15 protein-coding genes and 1 pseudogene are annotated in these 18,260 nt (G+C 67.8%); 2 read left to right on the top strand and 14 right to left on the bottom strand.

Going from position 1 to position 18,260, the window contains the following annotated elements:
* The first annotated feature begins 119 nt into the window (after positions 1 to 119).
* Positions 120 to 464, top strand: coding sequence for a flagellar biosynthesis anti-sigma factor FlgM (flgM, locus tag A3CW_RS0109580; protein WP_028203360.1), 345 nt, complete (start codon positions 120 to 122; stop codon positions 462 to 464).
* A gap of 49 nt (positions 465 to 513) precedes the next feature.
* Positions 514 to 957: a flagella synthesis protein FlgN gene (locus A3CW_RS0109575; RefSeq protein ID WP_028203359.1), complete on the top strand. Its 444-nt coding sequence runs from the start codon at positions 514 to 516 to the stop codon at positions 955 to 957.
* A 165-nt stretch (positions 958 to 1,122) separates the two neighbouring features.
* Here the strand turns inward: A3CW_RS0109575 and A3CW_RS0109570 are convergent, their stop codons facing one another.
* The 14 genes and pseudogenes from A3CW_RS0109570 to cheW all read right to left on the bottom strand — a co-directional run bounded on the left by A3CW_RS0109570 (position 1,123) and on the right by cheW (position 18,207).
* On the bottom strand, positions 1,123 to 1,854 hold the full coding sequence (locus A3CW_RS0109570; protein WP_028203358.1) for an RNA polymerase sigma factor FliA: 732 nt from the start codon (positions 1,852 to 1,854) through the stop codon (positions 1,123 to 1,125).
* A 359-nt stretch (positions 1,855 to 2,213) separates the two neighbouring features.
* Positions 2,214 to 2,996 (bottom strand): annotated as a pseudogene (locus A3CW_RS45790) (nucleotide-binding protein); the annotation flags it as partial.
* Positions 2,989 to 5,067 carry a flagellar biosynthesis protein FlhF gene (flhF, locus tag A3CW_RS0109560; protein ID WP_028203357.1) on the bottom strand — a complete coding sequence of 693 codons (2,079 nt, stop codon included), beginning with the start codon at positions 5,065 to 5,067 and terminating at the stop codon, positions 2,989 to 2,991. The pseudogene A3CW_RS45790 and the gene flhF, both read right to left, overlap by 8 nt.
* 298 nt (positions 5,068 to 5,365) lie before the next feature.
* Positions 5,366 to 7,465, bottom strand: a complete 2,100-nt coding sequence (gene flhA / locus A3CW_RS0109555) for a flagellar biosynthesis protein FlhA (RefSeq protein WP_028203356.1) — start codon at positions 7,463 to 7,465, stop codon at positions 5,366 to 5,368.
* Positions 7,462 to 8,793 carry a flagellar biosynthesis protein FlhB gene (flhB, locus tag A3CW_RS45785; protein ID WP_081771579.1) on the bottom strand — a complete coding sequence of 444 codons (1,332 nt, stop codon included), beginning with the start codon at positions 8,791 to 8,793 and terminating at the stop codon, positions 7,462 to 7,464. Before flhB ends, flhA begins: the two co-directional genes overlap by 4 nt.
* A 242-nt stretch (positions 8,794 to 9,035) precedes the next feature.
* On the bottom strand, positions 9,036 to 10,322 hold the full coding sequence (locus tag A3CW_RS0109545) for a DUF3443 domain-containing protein (protein WP_407669730.1): 1,287 nt from the start codon (positions 10,320 to 10,322) through the stop codon (positions 9,036 to 9,038).
* A gap of 19 nt (positions 10,323 to 10,341) precedes the next feature.
* Positions 10,342 to 10,842 (bottom strand): DUF2844 domain-containing protein, encoded by a 501-nt coding sequence (locus tag A3CW_RS45780; RefSeq protein ID WP_051481356.1) that lies wholly within the window; start codon positions 10,840 to 10,842, stop codon positions 10,342 to 10,344.
* Between the two features lie 311 nt (positions 10,843 to 11,153).
* Entirely contained in the window at positions 11,154 to 11,810 is a 657-nt protein-coding gene (gene cheZ / locus A3CW_RS45775) for a protein phosphatase CheZ (protein WP_051481355.1), read from the bottom strand.
* Positions 11,811 to 11,940: 130 nt separating this feature from the next.
* Positions 11,941 to 12,336 carry a chemotaxis response regulator CheY gene (gene cheY / locus A3CW_RS0109530; protein WP_028203354.1) on the bottom strand — a complete coding sequence of 132 codons (396 nt, stop codon included), beginning with the start codon at positions 12,334 to 12,336 and terminating at the stop codon, positions 11,941 to 11,943.
* A gap of 130 nt (positions 12,337 to 12,466) precedes the next feature.
* Positions 12,467 to 13,525: a protein-glutamate methylesterase/protein-glutamine glutaminase gene (locus A3CW_RS0109525; RefSeq protein WP_375542628.1), complete on the bottom strand. Its 1,059-nt coding sequence runs from the start codon at positions 13,523 to 13,525 to the stop codon at positions 12,467 to 12,469.
* Between the two features lie 59 nt (positions 13,526 to 13,584).
* A complete protein-coding gene (cheD, locus tag A3CW_RS0109520; protein WP_028203352.1) occupies positions 13,585 to 14,445 on the bottom strand; it encodes a chemoreceptor glutamine deamidase CheD in 861 nt (286 codons plus the stop codon).
* Positions 14,442 to 15,389, bottom strand: coding sequence for a CheR family methyltransferase (locus A3CW_RS0109515; protein ID WP_028203351.1), 948 nt, complete (start codon positions 15,387 to 15,389; stop codon positions 14,442 to 14,444). The genes cheD and A3CW_RS0109515 overlap by 4 nt, the downstream gene beginning before the upstream one ends.
* A 228-nt stretch (positions 15,390 to 15,617) precedes the next feature.
* Complete coding sequence (locus A3CW_RS0109510) at positions 15,618 to 17,477, bottom strand: methyl-accepting chemotaxis protein (RefSeq protein ID WP_028203350.1); 1,860 nt, start codon at positions 17,475 to 17,477, stop codon at positions 15,618 to 15,620.
* A 193-nt stretch (positions 17,478 to 17,670) separates the two neighbouring features.
* Positions 17,671 to 18,207: a chemotaxis protein CheW gene (cheW, locus tag A3CW_RS0109505; protein ID WP_028203349.1), complete on the bottom strand. Its 537-nt coding sequence runs from the start codon at positions 18,205 to 18,207 to the stop codon at positions 17,671 to 17,673.
* Positions 18,208 to 18,260: the final 53 nt, after the last annotated feature.

Genomic DNA, 18,260 nt, shown 5'->3' with positions numbered 1-18,260 from the left:
CCAGCCGTTTCCGGCTTGGTGCGCCAGCACACGTAACAGCATGTAACGTTGGGATTTTCGGCTAAAGTTCGGCCCGACCTGTGCCGTTATCAAGGTCAAATCGATCAGGAACGCCCATCGTGAAAGTTGACTCCTCCACCCGCAATGATCCGCGCACGCTGCAGGATGGCCTCGCGCGCTCGCAAGCCGATTCGACCGGCGTAGGCGCCGACACCGCGGCCACCTCCGGCGCGGCAGGCAGCACGACCGCCGCCGCTCAGGGCGGCGCGAACGTGAGCCTCTCGTCGCTCTCGTCGACGATGCGCTCGCTCGCGGCGAGCGGTTCCGCCGACATCGACACGGCGCACGTGCAGTCGATCAAGGACGCGATCCGCAACGGCACGTTGCAGATCGACTCCGGCAAGATCGCCGACGGTGTGATCCAGACCGCGCGCGACCTCGTGAAGCCGACGTCGGGCAACTGACGCCGGATGCGCGAGCGCCGCGCAAACCTCGCTTTTTTGGTGCCTTGCAATGAAAGATGCCCTGTTGGCCACACTGATCGACGAACACGCCACGGTCGAGGCGTTCGCGTCGCTGCTCGCCTATGAAGAGAAGGCGCTCGTGTCGGCCGACGGCATGGAGGCACTGCCGCAGATCGTCGAGCAGAAGACGACGCTCACGCAGCGTCTCGCGGGCCTGGAAAAGGCACGCGACGCGCAACTGGCCGGCCTCGGCCTGCCAGGCGGCCGCAAGGGCATCGAAATGGCCTGCGACGGCGACGCCCGTCTTGCCAGCCAGTGGGCGCTGCTCAAGGGGTCGACGGAGCGCGCGCGCCGCAAGAATCTCACCATTGGCATGATGATCCGCACGCGCATGGAGCATAACCGCCGCGCGCTCTCGATCCTGCGCGGCGAAACGGGCAACGGCGCGATGCTGTACGGTCCCGATGGACGGCTGCCGGCGTTCGGGCTGTAAGCGCGCACGCAGACCGTTCGCCAAAGACAAAAGCCGAAGCGGCGATGCTTCGGCTTTTTTGTTTGCGCGAGTCCACTGCACCAACAAAAAAGCCGGAGCGCTCACGCACTCCGGCTCTTTCACCGCACCGGCCCGCGCCGGCAGCCGCGCAGACCGTCTACCGCCTCAATTCTCCTGGCCGGCCCACGACATCTCGCGCAGCCGCGTGCGCAAGCGCGCCACCGCCTGGCTGTGCAGCTGGCACACGCGCGACTCGCTCACCTCCATCACCGCGCCGATTTCGCGCAGGTTCATGCCGCGCTCGTAATAGAGCGACATGAGCAGCTTCTCGCGCTCGGGCAGCCGGTCGATCGCTTCGACGAGCGCGCCGCGCAGGCTGTCGTCGAGCAGCGCCGAGAGCGGGTCCGAATGATCGACGCAGTAGCGGTCGAGGAACGGTTCGTCCTCGGCGGAGCGGTCGAAGTCTTCGTAGTAGATGAGCTGGCTGCCGTGCAGTTCCTGCAGCATGCTCTGATACTCGTCGAGCGGCATGCTCAGATGCTCGGCGATCTCCGTCTCGCTCGCCGAGCGCCCGAGCCGCTGCTCCACCTTGTGCACCGCGCTTTCCACTTCACGCGAGGTGCGGCGCAGGCTGCGCGGCAGCCAGTCGTTGCTGCGCAGCTCGTCGAGCATCGCGCCGCGAATGCGCTGGCTCGCGTAGGTCTCGAACTGCGCGCCCTGATCTTCCTTGTAGCGGTTGGCCGCGTCGAGCAGGCCGATCATGCCTGCCTGGATCAGGTCGTCGAGGTCCACGCTCGCCGGCATCTTGGCGACGAGCTGCAAGCCGAGCCGCCTGACGAGCGGCGCGTACTTCGCGAGCACGTCGGCCTGCGAAATCTTTCCTTGAGCGTTATACATCGTGCTCTCCACTTCTCATCTCCCCTATTGGCGTCGTCGTGCGCACGTCAGACGTGCTGCGGCGACGTCCGCTGCGCGGGCGTATCGGTCCGCCAGCCCACATGGGACGGCGCGGACGCGGATGTTGCGTTGGGTGCGGGATGCACACCCGTCACGGCCGCAACGAACGTATCGGCGTTCGCGGCGAGCGTGCTGTGTGCGGCGTTTGTTGCATGCGTAGCGTGGGGCTGGACGCCGGCTTGCGGCGCGCCGTCCAGATCGTCGGCGGGTGCTTGGCCCGCCGCTTCATGTTCTTCGTCCGTCGCGCCGAATAACGCTGCGCTGGCGCGCGCCGTGGCCGGCGAGCACGCCGAGACCGCGGGTCGCATCGGCCAGTGCGGCAATTCGGCGGCCACGTGGCGGAAATCGCGCGCGGCGGCCGTCGACGGAAACGCATCGACGATGCAGCGCGCGAGCCTGAGCGCCTGCGCCATGTGCTGATCGGCGACGACGCTTCCGGCGCTGTCGAGCGACACGCTCAGGTAGCGGCTCGCCACCCCCGCGAGGTTCTCGATCGCGGCCTGCGCGTCGCTCGCGTTCGCCACATGATTCGCGAGCACGCGAAACTGCGCGATCGCATGCGCGAAGTGCAGCCGTTTCATGCACGCGTAGGCGTCCGTGATCGACTGCGCACCGATGCGCATCACGATCAGCACGTCGTGCGCGTGCATGGCGAGCGGCGAAAGCGCGCCTTCGGCGTCGAGCTGCGCGTCGATCAAGACGATGTCCGCTGGACCCGAAATGACCTTCTGCAGCTGCGCGGCCGTGTACTGCGCACGGTTGTCGCGCGAGGCGGCCAGCACGCCGAAGCCGAGCGCATGGCGGCCCACGGCTTCCTCGAGCGTGCGCTCGCCGCGCATGACGGCGGCGAAGTTGCCTGCGCCGCGCACACCGCCCACCAGCGCACAGACCGAGCGGGGTCCCAGACACTCGTCGATCACGAGTACGTCCTTGCCCTGCGCGGTGAGCGCCGCCGCAAGATTGACCACCGTGGTCGTGCGCCCGGGTGAGCCTGCACCGCCCGTCACCGCGACCACGCGCGAGCCTTCGCGCGCGAGAAGCCGCCGCAGCCCTTCGGCCTGATCGATTACGAACTTATCCAAACCTGACCTCGTGAGCCTGCGAATTCGAACGCGTCGAGAGTGCCGACAGCAGCGCCGGGATATCGTCTTCGTGCGGCACGAACGGCGAACTCTCTCGCGGAATGCAGAAAGCGCTGCGGATCAGGAAGCGGCGCGTCGCCACGTAAAGATTCTCGGGGACCTTCTGGCCCGTCGAGACGTAATGCACCGGCAGCTTGTAGCGCAGCACGGTGTCGAGCGCGCTGCCGAGGTTGGTCGCTTCGTCGAGCTTGGTGAGGATGCAGCCCGTGAGCGGCGCGTTGTCCGGACCGCTCTGGTAGGCCTGCACGACTTCGTTGAGCGTGTCGCCGTGGTTGGTCGCCGAGAGCAGCAACAGGCGCTGCACCGGGCGGCCCGCGCCGCACAGCATGGCGATCTGGTCGGCCACGGCGCGGTCGCGCTGGCTCATGCCGATCGTGTCGATCAGCACGATGTGCTTGTTCTTGAGTTCGGTGAGCGCGAGCTGGAGGTCCGCGCCGTCGCGCACCGCGTGCACCGAAACGCCGAGGATCTTGCCGAAGATGCGCAGTTGCTCGTGGCCGCCGATACGGTAGCTGTCGGTGGTGAGCAGCGCCACCTTGCTCGCGCCGAAGCGCATCACGCAGCGCGCGGCGAGCTTCGCCGTGGTCGTGGTCTTGCCCACGCCCGTCGGGCCCATCAGCGCGAACACGCCGCCGCGCTCCATGAGCGCTGCTTCGTCTTCGAGCACGGGCAGGTTCGATTCGAGCACCGACTGGAGCCACTCCATGCCGGCCTCTTCGGTCTGCACGTCGGGCAGGCGGTCGATCATCATCTTCACGAGCTGCGCCGAGAAGCCCGCGGCGAACAGCTGCTTGGTAAGCGCGCCCTGCACCGGGCTGCGGCGCTGGCGCTCGCCCCACAGGAGGCCCGCGAACTGCTCTTCCATCATGCCGCGCATGGAGGCGAGCTCGTTCATCACGGTTTCGTTGACGACCTGCTCGATGCGCGCGCGGATCGCTTCGCTGACGGTTTGCGCCGCGTTGGCGCTTTCGCCGCCCTGCGCGTTGCGGCTGCCGGGCGCGGGGCCGGCGGCTTCCGGACCGTGGCCGAGACGCTGCGCGGCGCGGCGCGCGGCGACATGCGCGGCCTCGAGCGCCCAGTCGGGCGTGCTGGCGTCGACGTCGGGCGGCAGCACCGGGTCGGCGACGCTGCCAAGGCCGCGCGCGGCGGCGGCGGCGGGCGTCATGCCCGGCACGCGCGGCGCGTTCTGCTGGTTCGCGATGCGGCGGGCGTGGTCGATCAGCCAGGGGTTCGTCTCGGCCATCGTGCGCGGCGAGTCGCTCGCCGGCGCGGCGGCGGCCTGGGCGCTGGCGTTCGCGGCCGGCGCCGTGGACGCAAACGATGGCGCAAAGGCCGGCGAGGCGAGCGACTCGGTCGCGGCCTGCAGCGCCATTTGCAGCGGCGAATGCGCATGCGGAACAGCTTGTTGCGACTGCGCGGCCTGCATCGCGGATTGCAGCGTCGGCGGCATCGCCGATTGCGCGGCCTGCTGGCCCGCCGCCGCACGTGAGGAAGGCGACGAAGCCGAAAGCGGCGCGAGGGCGGCCGACGCGGCCGCTGCTTCCTTGCCGAGCGAGACGGCGGTGTCGGCGGCGTGGTCGCCATCGGCATCGGCGTCCGCGCTCGCGCCGCCGTTTTCGACGCCCACTTCCGGGCTCGCGCCGAACACCGAGGAGAACACGTCCGGCATGCCGCTCGCGTAGGGGTTCGCACTGCCGATCGGGGCGGCGAGCGCCGCGGGCGCGGCGCCCGGCGCGCTGCGCGGCGCGCGCGACATTTGCGTCATGGCGGCGGAGGGCTGTGCGAACGGGGCGCCTTGACCACCCTGAGCCACGAGGCCACCCAGGCCTTGCGCCGCGGCAGCATCGGCCGGCGCGATCGCCGCGAGGTCGCGGTCCGCGAGCGCGACGATTTCGACGCTGCCGTCGTCGAGCGTGCGGTTCGACAGAACGACGGCGTCCGCACCCAACGCTTCGCGTACGAGCCGTAACGCGTCGCGGCTGGTGCCACCGATGAATTTGCGAATGTTCAAGCTAAGCCCCTGATGAGGTGAGCGGCCAATGCCGCCGCCGGTCGTCTGTTGCTGGAATGGCGCTGGATTGCTGCCGGCCTGCCGTCCTGTGCAAGGCCTTTTCCGATGTTGGAATTATTTCGAAGGTGAGCCCCCCATGATCGATGGATCAAGGCGGAGAAATGCGGGCAATTCGCGGAATCGGCGGCGGGGGGNGGNGGGCGGGGAAAAATTGCGCGCGGGAAGGCCCGCACGCGGCTCGGCTAACGAAAAAGCCCGCAAAAAGCGGGCTTCTTCTCATTCAGACGCGGCAGCGCGATCAATGCGCCCCAATCACGTTCACCACCTTCACGTTGCGCGTATCCGGCACCTCGGCATACGACAGCACCTTGAGCTGCGGCAGGCTGCGGCGCAGGAAGCGTGACAGCATGGGCCGCAGCGCATGCTGTACGAGCATCACCGGCGCGAGACCCAGCGCCTGCTGACGCCCCATCGCCTGCTCCGTCTGCGTGAGCAGCGTATGCGCGAGCCCCGGTTCGAGGCCGGGGTTCGGGCCCGAGGTGAGCGTCTGCGACAGCACGCGCTCGAGGTTCGCGTCGAGGCCCATCACCTGCATGTCGGCGTTGCCGGGGAACCATTGCTGCGTGATCGCGCGGCCGAGCGCGATGCGCACCGCCGCGGTCAGATCGTGTGCGTCGGTGATGCGCGGCGTGTGCTCCGCGAGCGATTCCATGATCGTGCGCATGTCGCGGATCGGCACGCCTTCTTCCAGCAGGTTCTGCAGCACCTTCTGCAGCGTCGTGACCGGCAGCACCTTCGGCACGAGGTCATCCACGAGCGAAGGCGTGTCCTTCTGCACGCGCTCGAGCAGCGCCTGCACTTCGCGGCGCCCGAGCAGCTCGGCCGCGTGCATGACGACGAGGTGATTCAGGTGCGTCGCCACCACGGTGCTCGAATCGACCACTGTGTAGCCGAACACCTGCGCCTGCTCGCGCACGTTCGAATCGATCCACACGGCGGGCAGGCCGAACGCCGGGTCCGTGGTCGGCGTGCCGGGCAGCACCGCGCTCACCTGGCCCGGGTTGATCGCGAGCCACTGTCCCGGGTAAGCCTCGCCCGTGCCCACTTCCACGCCCTTCAACGCAATGCGGTAGGCGTTCGGGCGCAGCTCCAGGTTGTCGCGAATATGGATGACGGGCGGCAAGAAGCCGATTTCCTGCGCGAACTTCTTGCGGATGCTCTTGATGCGCTTGAGCAGCTCGCCGTCGGTATTCTTGTCGACGAGCGGGATGATGCGGTACCCCACTTCGAGGCCGAGCGTGTCGATGAGCGCCACGTCGTCCCAGGTCGCCTCGGCGTTTTCGACGGGCGCAAGCGCGGCGGGCGCGGCGTCCGCGATCACGGCGCTCGCCTTCTTCGCCGCGGCGTTCTTCTTCAACGTACGGCCAAGCTGGATCGAGCCGCCGCCGAGCAGCAGAAACGCGAAGTGCGGCATGCCCGGAATCAGGCCCATCATGACGATGATCGTGCCCGTGATCATGAGCACGCGCGGGTTCGTGAAGAGCTGGCCGGTGAGCTGCGTGCCGATGTCTTCGTTGGTCGCCACGCGCGAGACGATCACACCGGCCGCCGTCGAGATGACGAGCGACGGAATCTGCGCGACGAGGCCGTCGCCGATGGTGAGCAGCGTGTAAGTCTCGCCCGCCGAGGCGAGCGGCATGCCGTGCTGCACGACGCCCACGATCAGGCCGCCCACGATGTTGATCACCATGATCAGCAGGCCGGCGATGGCGTCGCCGCGCACGAACTTGCTCGCACCGTCCATCGAGCCGTAGAACTCGGCTTCCTGGGCAATCTCGCTGCGGCGCTTGCGGGCCGCGTCTTCGTTGATGAGGCCCGCGTTCAGGTCGGCGTCGATCGCCATCTGCTTGCCGGGCATCGCGTCGAGCGTGAAGCGCGCGGAGACTTCGGCGATACGGCCCGCGCCCTTCGTGATCACCATGAAGTTGATGACCATGAGGATCACGAACACCACGATACCCACGGCGAAGTTGCCGCCCACGAGGAAGTGGCCGAACGACTCGATCACCTGGCCCGCGGCGCCCGGGCCGGTGTGGCCTTCGAGCAGCACGATACGCGTCGAGGCCACGTTCAGCGAGAGCCGCAGGAGCGTGGAGAACAGCAGCACGCTCGGAAACGCCGCGAAGTCGAGCGGCTTCATGGTGTACATGCTGACGAGCAGCACCATCACCGAAAGCGCGATGTTGAAGGTGAACAGCAGATCCAGCAGGAACGGCGGCAACGGCAGGATCATCATGCCGAGGATCATGCAGATCAGGATCGGTCCCGCCAGCGCGCGCAGATTCGTGCTTTGCAGCATCTCCGGGCGCCGCGCGAGGAAACCGGTGCGGGCGTTCATTCTGTTGCTCCTTCAGTGCCGTCGCGCGCCGGGTTTGTATCGGCGCGGCCGGCGGTGTTCGATGCGTTGTTTGCGTTCGCCGCGTTCGCTGCGTTCGTGGAATTTGCCGCGTTCGCGCGACTGGCGGCCTCGGCGGCCGTGCGCTCCTCGGGTGTGAGGGCTTCGTCGGCTTCGCTGGCTTCGTCTTCGTCGCTCATCGCGCCCTTGTCCATTTCGGCTGGCACGTCGAGGTCGGTCGGCTCCATCGGCACGTCGCCGCCATGCTCGCGGAAACGCTTGAGCTGATAGACCCACGCGAGCACCTGGGCGACCGCGCCGTAGAGCGGCCCGGGAATTTCGCGGTTGATGTCGACGTTGTAATAGAGCGCGCGGGCGAGCGGCGGCGCTTCGAGCAGCGGCACGTTGTTCTCGGCCGCGATCTCGCGAATGCGCGCGGCCACGAGGTTCACGCCCTTGGCGACGACCTTCGGCGCGCGCATCTCGCCATCGGCGTACTTGAGCGCGACGGCGAAGTGCGTCGGGTTGGTCACGACCACGTCGGCCTTGGGCACCTGGGTCATCATGCGGCGGCGCGCGGCGGCGCGCTGCTGCTGACGAATACGCCCCTTCACGTGCGGATCGCCTTCGTTTTCCTTGTGCTCGCGCTTGACCTCTTCCTTGGTCATGCGCAGCTTGCGGTAGTACGACCAGAGCTGGTACGGCACGTCGAGCGCGGCGACCACGAACATGCCGGCGACCGTCATGCCGCAGCACACGCCGATCAGATGCATCGCGTCGGCGAACGCGCGCGGCGCGGGCTGCATGGCGAGTCCGAGGATCTCGTCGCGCCGGCTCCAGAGCGCCCAGCCGCCGATCACGCCCACCACGAGCGTCTTGGCGAGCGACATGCCGAGCTGGATCGGCCCGTTCACGGAGAAGATCCGCCCCAGGCCCGACATCGGATTGAGGCGGCCGAAGTTCGGCTGCAGCGCCTTCGTCGAGATGAGCCAGCCACCGAGCGCCATCGGCGCGAGCAGCGCGGCGAGCCCCGTGAGCGCGAGCACCGGCATGAGCGCCATGAGCCCCTCGCGCGCGGCGACGCCGGCGCCGATGAGCATGCGGCTTGTTTCGAACGCCCCCGCGTGATTGAACGTGAACGCGCCGCGCATCATGGCCTGCAGATGCTCGCCGATCGTGCCGGAGAGCATCCACGTGCCATAGAAGCCCGCCGAGAGCAGCGCGAACGTCGCCAGCTCCCGGGAACGCGGAACCTGCCCCTCCTCCCGCGCCTTTTCGAGGCGCTTGGGAGTGGCGGATTCGGTTTTCTCGAGGTCGCTGTCCTCAGCCACGCATGCTCCGGTCGCGGGCACGCGCCGCTCGTCGCGGCTGCGCGGCTGGCGCGCGCCCTTTTTCAGTGACAGCGATTATTGCCGCCGGAGCCAAGCAGCGATTGACGGAGTAGAACGGGGAAATCAGGGTATTTCGGCCGATGGAACCGGGGCGGCATCACCGGCGAACGCCGGCGCGCGATGCGCGCACGCGCTCGCGGGCCGCAAACTTCACGGCAAACGCCCCCGGAGCGCCTGCAATTTCAGAACGCGACGTAGGGCGCCTTGCCCCCGGACGCGGTCATGTCCATGCCGTAGTAGACGTAGCGGCCATAGAAGAACGACAACCCGAGGTCGAGGTCCGCCGACGAGCCGAACTGCCCTGCGAGGTTGTTGGCCGCATAGTTAGCGCCGCTGCTGAGCAATGCGTTCCCGTTCGCGACATTGAAGGTCGCGGTGCCCGTCGTTGCGCCGTTATTGGAAACGAGCGCCGCGCTGAAGGACTGCGTCGACGTTGGGCAATAGAACGTGCCGAGATTGCCGCCGCACTGCGGCAGGGCGCTGTCGACGAAGAAGATCGCGTTCGAACCCGAGTCGAGGAAGGTCTGGAGCGTGCGCCCGTTGAACGTGGAGCTGAGCCTGCCCCACGAGTCCGTGTTGAAGCTTTGCGAGGCGGTCATCGCGTTGTTCGACTGCGTGCCGATGCCGAACACGAGCGTGCCCGTCGCGCTGGGCGCGCCGCTATCGGACACGGGCGCCATCTCGAGGATCACGCCGTTGCCGTCCGTGCCGATTTTGGGCACGGGGTTGGCCACCAGCTGGGTTTGCGTGACCGTAGCCGTGACGCAGTTCGCGTTGCCGGGGCAGGAGTAATACGTGCCGATGTTGTCATAAGGCGCAACGCCGATCCCGAGAATGCCGTTCGCGCCGAGGTCCTGCACCGTGTTCTGCGCGTTGCCAAAGCCCGCGCACGCCGACGGCACCGTATTCGAGGCGAGGTCGCCGATCACCTGGATCGGAATACTGGAGGCCGTCTCGCCGCCGATCTTGACGTCGGCAGGACGCACGGTGCCCCACGTGTAACCGTCGGCGAAGGCCGTGCATTCGGCGAGCGTGCCGCCGTTGGCCGTGGCGGGAGTCAGCGAGTTCAACAGGTTCGGCAGCGCCGACGCGAGCAGGCGCAGCCCGAACGAGGCCGTATCCACCTGAACGTTGTCGACGGTCTCGCAGGTGCTCGTGCCGGCCACGCAAATCGTCACGCTGACGGTGGGAATGTTGGGCAGCGTGCCGGTCAATCCGCGGTTCACGACGACGCCCACGGTGTTCGCGGCGGTAGCCGCAGTGGGTTGCTGTGTGGGACTGGAAACCGCTGAGCTGCCGCCGCCACTGCTGCCGCTCGAACTGCTGCTACTACTGCTACCGCTGCTGCCGCCCCCGCCTCCGCAGGCGGCGACGAGCGAAACCAGGGCAACGAGCGCGGCGCCCGAAAGAAACCGGAAAGGGCGCAGCCACAAGCTGCGCGAATGGCGTGAAGTCAGCCCTGAAGTCAGCACGTTCGGCCTCCGCTCGTCACTGGATATCGGAGGCGCTGACGCCCGCAGGCAGCGCCTGCGGCAGCCATGCCTGCCCGGAGAAGGCGCCCATGTGGCCGCCCGAATGCACGACGACGTTCGAGTTTTCGACCACGCCCGGCCCGCGCACGCGACCGGCGGCGTGGCTCGCCTTCACGCCGGCCGTGTATTGGGGAAAGTAGCTGCCCAGCAGCGTGGCGAGATTGGGCATCTGCGGGCCGTCCCAGGCCACGCCGAATACGGTGCCGGCCTGCGTGAGGTATTCGCGCACGACGGTGCCGTTGGCCAGCGTGGTCTGCTGAACGGTGTAGGCGGGAGTCGAGGAAGCGCCAGAAGCCGCGCCTTGTACCGCTGCGCGCGCAACGGCCGAGGCGTTGCCGGCCGCGGCTGCCGCCGAAGCGGCGCTCAGGGTGCTGACGCTCGCGCCCGCCGGCGTGGGCATGGGCGCGCCGCCGAGCGCGGCGTGAGCCGCAGGGGCCGCGAGCAGCGCGCAAAGCAGGGAACCGAGAAGCGCCGCGCCGGGCGCGCAGCGGGGTGCGGCGCGGCGCGCAAACGAGCGCGCCGCCTTGCCACAGAACGATGTGTATGGATACAAGGCGTCCCCTCCCTCTTGCGATGGCGCGTTGCACCATACGCTGTCGGGGCCGCGCAGGAACGTTGCGGCGGGACGCAGCAGGACGGGCAACGGCTGGCTATGCTTCGTGCCCCACCGCGACGCTCGCCGCGGTGGGGCACGAAGGCATGAGCACTAGTATGCCCGCCTTGGACTACATGCGGCAGCTAACCGAACGGTTAGCTGCATGTTAAGGGTCAGAACCCGAGACTTGCGAGCAGATCGTCGACCTGCGCCTGGTCCTGCACGACGTCGGTCTTGCCTTCCGGATTGATCTGCGGCCCGTTGAGCAGGCCTTCGGGACTGCCCGTGCTGCTCTGGGTCTCCGCGAGCGCCGCCGCCGTTGCCGCGAACTGCTCACGCCGCTCCGGCGCGATGTTCTCGACCAGCACGGTAAGCAACTGCTGCTCGATCAGATAGACCACGTCCATGATCTTCTTGATCACCTGGCCCGTCAGGTCCTGGAAGTCCTGAGCGAGCATGATCTCGAGCAGCTGCTGGTTGGTCGCCGCGGTGGCTTGCGGCACGCCATCCACAAAGGCGCGCGTGTCGTCCATCAGCTGGCGCACTTCCTCGCGGCCGATCGGCGCGTCGTACCAGGTCGCCCAGCGGCTCGTCAGTTCCTTCGCGTCGCGTTCGAGCGTTTCCTGCAGCGGCTTGGCGATGTCGATCGCGGTCAGCACGCGCTCGGCGGCCTGCTCGGTCATGTTCGCGACATAGCGCAGCCGGTCGCGCGCGTCGGGCACCGCCTCGGCGGCGCGCTCCACATGCTTGTCGAGGCCGAGTTCGCGCATCGAGTCGCGCAGGCTGCGCGTCAGATGTCCGATGCGGGCGAGGATGCGGTCCGTCGCCAGCTCGCCGGCCTCGCCCGCGGCGGGCGGCGCGAAGTCGAACTCGGGAGGCTGCGGGAGCGGCTCGACGCCCTCGCCTTCCGGCCACTCACCGCAATGAGCGCCGGACTGCTCACTGATGGGCTCGTTCACGTCAGCTCCCCGTCTTGGCCATCTTCTCGAGAATCTTGTTGAGCTTCTCGTCGAGCGTGGCAGCCGTGAACGGCTTCACCACATAGCCGCTCGCGCCAGCCTGCGCCGCCGCGATGATGTTCTCCTTCTTCGACTCGGCCGTCACCATCAGCACCGGCAGGTGCGTCAGGTTCGCGTCGGCGCGGATCTCCTTGAGCATGGCGAGACCGTCGAGGTTCGGCATGTTCCAGTCGGAGATCACGAACTCGTAGTTGCCGCCGCGCAGGCGGGCAAGGCCCGCTGCACCGTCTTCGGCTTCGTCGACGTTCGAGTAGCCCAGTTCCTTGAGCAGGTTGCGGACAATCCGGCGCATCGTCGGAAAATCGTCCACCACCAGAATCTTCATTCCCTTATCCATCACGTTCCATTCCTCCAGGCGAAAACCCGGGCAATTATCCAGAGAAGCGCACTGCCTATCCAGATAAATTAATCGCGAGCGATCGTGCAAGCGTTTGCGGCCCGCATGATCTCTCTATATCGGCAATTTATTAGACGCGCTGAACCCGGTCGCCCATCGAGGCGAGTCGGGTCATCACGCGCCGGCTCATGTCTGAGAGCGAGGCGATCTCGTCGGCGCCGCCCATGGCAATGGCTTCGCGCGGCATGCCGAACACGATGCAGCTCGCCTCGTCCTGCGCGAGCGTGTACGCACCGGCCTGGCGCATTTCGAGCAGCCCGGCTGCGCCGTCGCGGCCCATGCCCGTGAGAATCACGCCGATGGCGTTCTTGCCCGCGTGCAGCGCCGCCGAACGAAACAGCACATCGACCGACGGACGGTGCCGGTTGACCGGCGGGTCGTCGGACAGATGCGCGATGTAGTTGGCGCCACTGCGTGCGAGCAAGAGGTGTGCGTGGCCCGGCGCGATGTAGGCGTGGCCGGGCAGCACACGTTCGCCGTGCTCCGCTTCCTTGACGGTGATGCGGCACAGCCCGTTCAGGCGCTGTGCGAACGACTTCGTGAAACCGGGCGGCATGTGCTGCGCGATCAGCACCGCGGGCGCGTCGGGCGGCAGCGGCTGCAGCACTTCGCGGATCGCCTCGGTGCCGCCCGTCGACGCGCCGACGATCACGAGCTTCTCGGTCGAGACGAGCGGATTGTTGATCATCGGCGCCGGGCTCGCGGCGTGCGCAGCGGCGTGGCCGTGCGCGTGCGCTGCCGCGCCGGCGGGCGCAGCAGACGGAGCATGGTGCGCACGCACGCGGGCGCGCGCGGCGGCGCGCACCTTGTCGGCGAGCTTTTCCGAGTATTCGAGCATGCCGTCGCGAATGCCGACTTTCGGCTTCGTCACGAAGTCGACCGCGCCCAGTTCGAGCGCGCGCAGCGTGATTTCGTTGCCGCGCTCGGTGAGCGACGACACCATCACGACCGGCATGGGCCGCAGGCGCATCAACTTCTCGAGGAAGTCGAGGCCGTCCATGCGCGGCATTTCCACGTCGAGCGTGAGCACGTCGGGGTTGTGCTGCTTGATCAGCTCGCGCGCGACGAGCGGATCCGGCGCGGTGGCGACGACCGTCATATCGGGCTGACTGTTGATGATTTCCGTCATCAAACTGCGAATCAGCGCCGAATCGTCGACGCAGAGAACCTTGATTTTTTGCACAGCGTTCACGCCTCCTCTACTGTCCTGGCGTTGTCTTGACCGGATGCGCGCAGCGCGGACGACACGCTCGAGCCGAACAGCTCGATGCGAGGCCGCGCGCCCTGCGGCTGGGATTGGGAAATCTGGGGCGTATGAGCTGCCGCGTTGGCCGCCGCATTTGCCGCCGCGTTAGCCGCCGCATTTGCCACATGAGCCGGCGCCGTGGCGCCCGGGCCGGCGCGCCCGGCGCCGCCGACGCCGAACAGCTCGACGCGCGCCCGCGCTCGCGCGAGCCGTTCGGCGCGCGCTTCGGGGGTTTGCGCGGCGAGCTGCTGCTCGCGCTCGGCCACGCTCGTGTCCTGCGAGAGACGCAGCTTCTTGACCATCACCTGGCCCGTGCGCGGCAGGAACGCCACCTTGCGCGGATGCGAGCCTTGCAGGTCCTCGGCCACGATGCGGATGTTCTCGGTCGCCAGATAGCGACGCACGAACACGGCATTGCGGTCGCCGATGTTCATCGTCGTCATGCCCGCGAGCACCGCCGCGCCGCCGAACACCTTGGCCTCGAAGCGCTCGCGCCGGCCACCCGCCTTGATCAGCTCGTTGATGAGCACTTCCATCGCGTACGCGCCGTAGCGCATCGCGTCGGAGGCGCCAGTGAGCGCGTGGGCGGAGTCCGCGCCGTCGTCGGGGAGCATGAAGTGGTTCATGCCGCCGATGCCGGCGGTGCGGTCCTGAATGCAGGCCGCGACGCACGAGCCGAGCACGGTGACGAGCACCATGTCCTCGCCCGTCGTGTAGAACTCGTTGGGCAGCAGCTTCACGCCGGGGCGCTGGAAATGCGTGTCGAAATAGCGGTTCGTCGCGATCGGGAGGCTGGCGCTCATGCGGGCACTCCGATCGCGTCGTTCGCGCGGCGCGGCGCGGCACTGCCCGCGGCGCCGCGCGTGAGTTCGTAGACCGTTTGGCCGCGCAGACGGAACGCCTGCGTGACGTAGGTGAAATTTTCCGAGTGGCCCGCGAACAGCAGGCCGTCCGGCTTCATGAGCGGCTCGAAGCGCGTCAGGACCTGTGCCTGGGTCGGCTTGTCGAAATAGATCATCACGTTGCGGCAGAAGATCGCGTCGAACGTCGTGCGCAAGCCGTAGTCCGCGTCGGTGAGATTGAGCTGCTCGAACTTGATCATCGCGCGCAGCTCCGGGCGCACCTTCACGAGCCCCGAGTGCGAGCCGGTGCCCTTGAAGAAGAAGCGCTTCAGACGCTCCGGCGACAGGTGCTTGACCTGGTCGAACGAGTAGACGCCCGCGTCGGCCTTGGCGAGCACCTGGGTGTCGAGGTCGGTGGCGAGCACGCGCGCCTCGCGCGCCGCGCGGTCTCCAAGCGCTTCGACGAGCGTCATCGCGATCGAGTACGGCTCTTCGCCCGTGGAGGCCGCCGAACACCACACCGAAACCGGCTGCGCACCTGGGCCCCCCGCGCGGCGCTTCACGAAATCCGCGAGGATCGGGAAGTGATGCGCCTCGCGGAAAAACGCCGTGAGGTTCGTGGTGAGCGCGTTCGTGAACGCTTCCCACTCGGCCGTGTCGTTGCGCGCTTCGAGCTGGTCGAGGTACTCGCGAAAACTGTCGAGGCCGAGCGTGCGCAGGCGCCGCGCCAGCCGGCTGTACGCCATGTCGCGCTTGTGGTCCGAGAGCGAGATGCCGGCGCGGCGGTGAATGAGCGCGCGAATGCGCTCGAAGTCCGCCGAGGTGAAATCGAAATCGCGGTTGCTCTCGACGCCCGAACCGCCCGGCTCGCCGGCGTCCTGGCGCGTATTTCGCAGCGCTTTCATGCTGATGCTCCTTCGCATTGCGCGCCGCCCACTGCATGGGATACCGCGGCGCAGGACTGCTGCGCGCCGCGCCTGCCCGGTTGCAATGCGTGCGGCGCATGGGCGGCCTGCGCAGCGCGCGCGGGCCGCGGGGCCCGGCGCGGCAGGTCTTGCCGTTGTGTAGCGCTCATGTGCATTGCAGTTGCTCGTCGTGTTCAGTACTTCACTACGCTTCCATGCCGCGTTCGATCAGAACGTTTCCCAGTCCGAATCGCCCGAAGCGGATGCCGCCGTACTCGCGTACGTCTCGGCGCGCGCAGGCGCGGCCGGTTTCGCCGCCGGCTTTGCCGACACCTTGTTTGCCGACTGCGCTGCCGGTTGCGCCGCGGGCCTGGCCGTTGGCTTCGCGGTGTCCGCCGGTGCCGCCGCCGTTGCGACTGACGCCGTCGCGGCCTTCGTCCCCGCCGAAGCCGAAGACGGCGTCGTGCGTTTCGCGGCAACCGGCGCCGCCGGCGTCACACGCGCCGGACTTGCACTGACGCTGCGCGCCGGCGCGCCGCCCGTCGTCCACGTGCCGAGCACGTTCTGCAGCTGGCGGGTCTGCTCTTCGAGCGACGCCGCCGCCGCGGCCGCCTGCTCCACCAGCGCCGCGTTCTGCTGCGTGACGGTGTCCATCTGCGTGACGGCGCGGTTGACCTGCTCGATGCCGCCCGACTGCTCCTCGGACGCCGCGCTGATCTCACCCATGATGTCGGTCACGCGACGCACGGCCTGAAGGATTTCTTCCATCGTCGTGCCTGCGCGGCCCACGAGCTGCGAGCCGCTTTGCACTTTCTCGGCCGAGTCGTTGATGAGTTCCTTGATTTCCTTCGCCGCGCTGGCGCTGCGCTGCGCGAGGCTGCGCACTTCGCCGGCCACCACCGCGAAGCCGCGGCCCTGCTCGCCCGCGCGCGCCGCTTCCACGGCCGCGTTGAGCGCGAGAATGTTGGTCTGGAACGCGATGCCTTCGATCACGCTGATGATGTCCACGACCTTCGCCGAACTCACCGCGATGCCCTGCATCGTGTTGACGACTTCACCCACCACCTGGCCACCGCGCGTCGCGATGTCCGAGGCGTTGACGGCCAGCTGGCTCGCCTGGCGCGCGTTCTCGGCGTTCTGGCGCACGGTGCCGGTGAGCTGCTCCATGCTCGACGCCGTTTCCTGCAGCGAAGCGGCCTGCTGCTCGGTACGCTGCGAGAGATCGGTGTTGCCCATCGCGATCTCGCGCGCGCCCACGTCGATCGAGCTTGCCCCCGTATGCACCGCGCTCACCAGCGTGACGAGGCTTTCCTGCATGCGCTTGACGCCGCCGAAGAGGCGCCCGATCTCGTTGTCGCTGTAGACCGTGACCGGCTGCGAGAGATCGCCGTGGGCGATGCGCTCGAAGCACGACACCGCGTCTTCGAGCGGCTGCACGATGAGGCCGCGCATGGCGAAGCGGATCGCCACCACGAGCACGAGCGCCACGGCGATCACCACGCCGATCGCGATGCGCATCACGGCGATCTTGTCATGCGCGCCGACCTCGCGCGCCTGTGCGCTATCTTCCAGCGCCTGCGCGAGCGGCCCGGCGACGTTGTCGTAGTCGACGAACATCGGGCTGATCTTCGTGTCGGCGATGGCGTGGTAGGCCGGTTGATCGTTTGCGCGCAGGGCCGCGAATTCGGGCTGCACGCCGTCCTGCATGAGCGTGGCGCGTTTGGCCGCGAGCGCGTCGAGCGTGGCGGCGTCGAGACCGCTCTTCGGCGCGTTCTGGAAGGCCTGCCAGGCTTCGTTGGATTTGCCGAGCAATTCCTGGGCGCGATCGATCACCTTCTTCGCATCGTCGGCCTGGCCTGCGGCCGTGAGCGCGCTGGCGCGGTCGATCGCGACGCGCGTGCGCAGCAGATACGACGACGCGTCGTTCAGCGCATGCATCGCCACGAGATCGCCTCGCACGATCTCGGTGAACGCATCGCTCGCACGCCCGAGCGCGACGAGCCCGAGTGCGCCGACCAGCACGGTCAGCGCAACCAGAATGACCCCGACGCCCGTGAGCGTCGAGCGGATCGACCATCTTTGCAGCATCTCGTTTGCTCCTGTCCTGTGCGAATCGGGGCGGGCTATGCGGGCGGGCGCGGGCGGCCAGCAAGACGCGGCGACGCCCGGGACCCTGTACGAAGCGCGCGCGAAAACGAAGGCGGCTTGCCGCTTCTTGGCGGCGGCTTATCCGCTCTCTCTCACGCTGGCCTCGCGGCCCCCCGGTTTAACTCTCGGCGCGTTAGACCAGCGCCTCGATCAGAGCCATTTCGCGGCTCGTCATCAGTTTTTCGATATCCATGAGGATCAGCATGCGGCCTTCGACGGTGCCGAGGCCCGTGAGGTACTCGGTCGTGAGCGTCGCGCCGAATTCGGGCGCAGGCATGATCTGCTCCATCTGCAGCGTGAGCACGTCCGAGACGCCGTCCACCACCATGCCGACCACGCGATGCGCGACGTTCAGGATGATGACGACCGTCTGGTGGTCGTACTCGACGCGGCCCAGATGGAACTTGATGCGCATGTCGACGATCGGCACGATGATGCCGCGCAGGTTGATCACGCCCTTGATGAAGTCGGGCGCGTTCGCGATGCGCGTCACGCTGTCGTAGCCGCGAATTTCCTGCACCTTCAGGATGTCGATGCCGTACTCTTCCGCGCCGAGGGTGAAGACGAGGAATTCCTGGCCGCCCGCGTCGGCCTGCAGCGCGTCGCGGCGTTGCGCGCCGGCAATCGCGCCGTGCGCGCCGTTGCCTTGAATCGATTGGACTTCTGCCACGTTAGCCCCTGAACGGTTGGGAGATGATTGGTTGAGTGCGTCCGGACTTCATA

The sequence above is a fragment of the Paraburkholderia nodosa DSM 21604 genome, from assembly GCF_000519185.1.
GTDB lineage: Bacteria > Pseudomonadota > Gammaproteobacteria > Burkholderiales > Burkholderiaceae > Paraburkholderia > Paraburkholderia nodosa.
The sequence above is the reverse complement of the archived record's forward strand: the minus strand, read 5'-3'. Positions and strand labels throughout refer to the sequence as shown.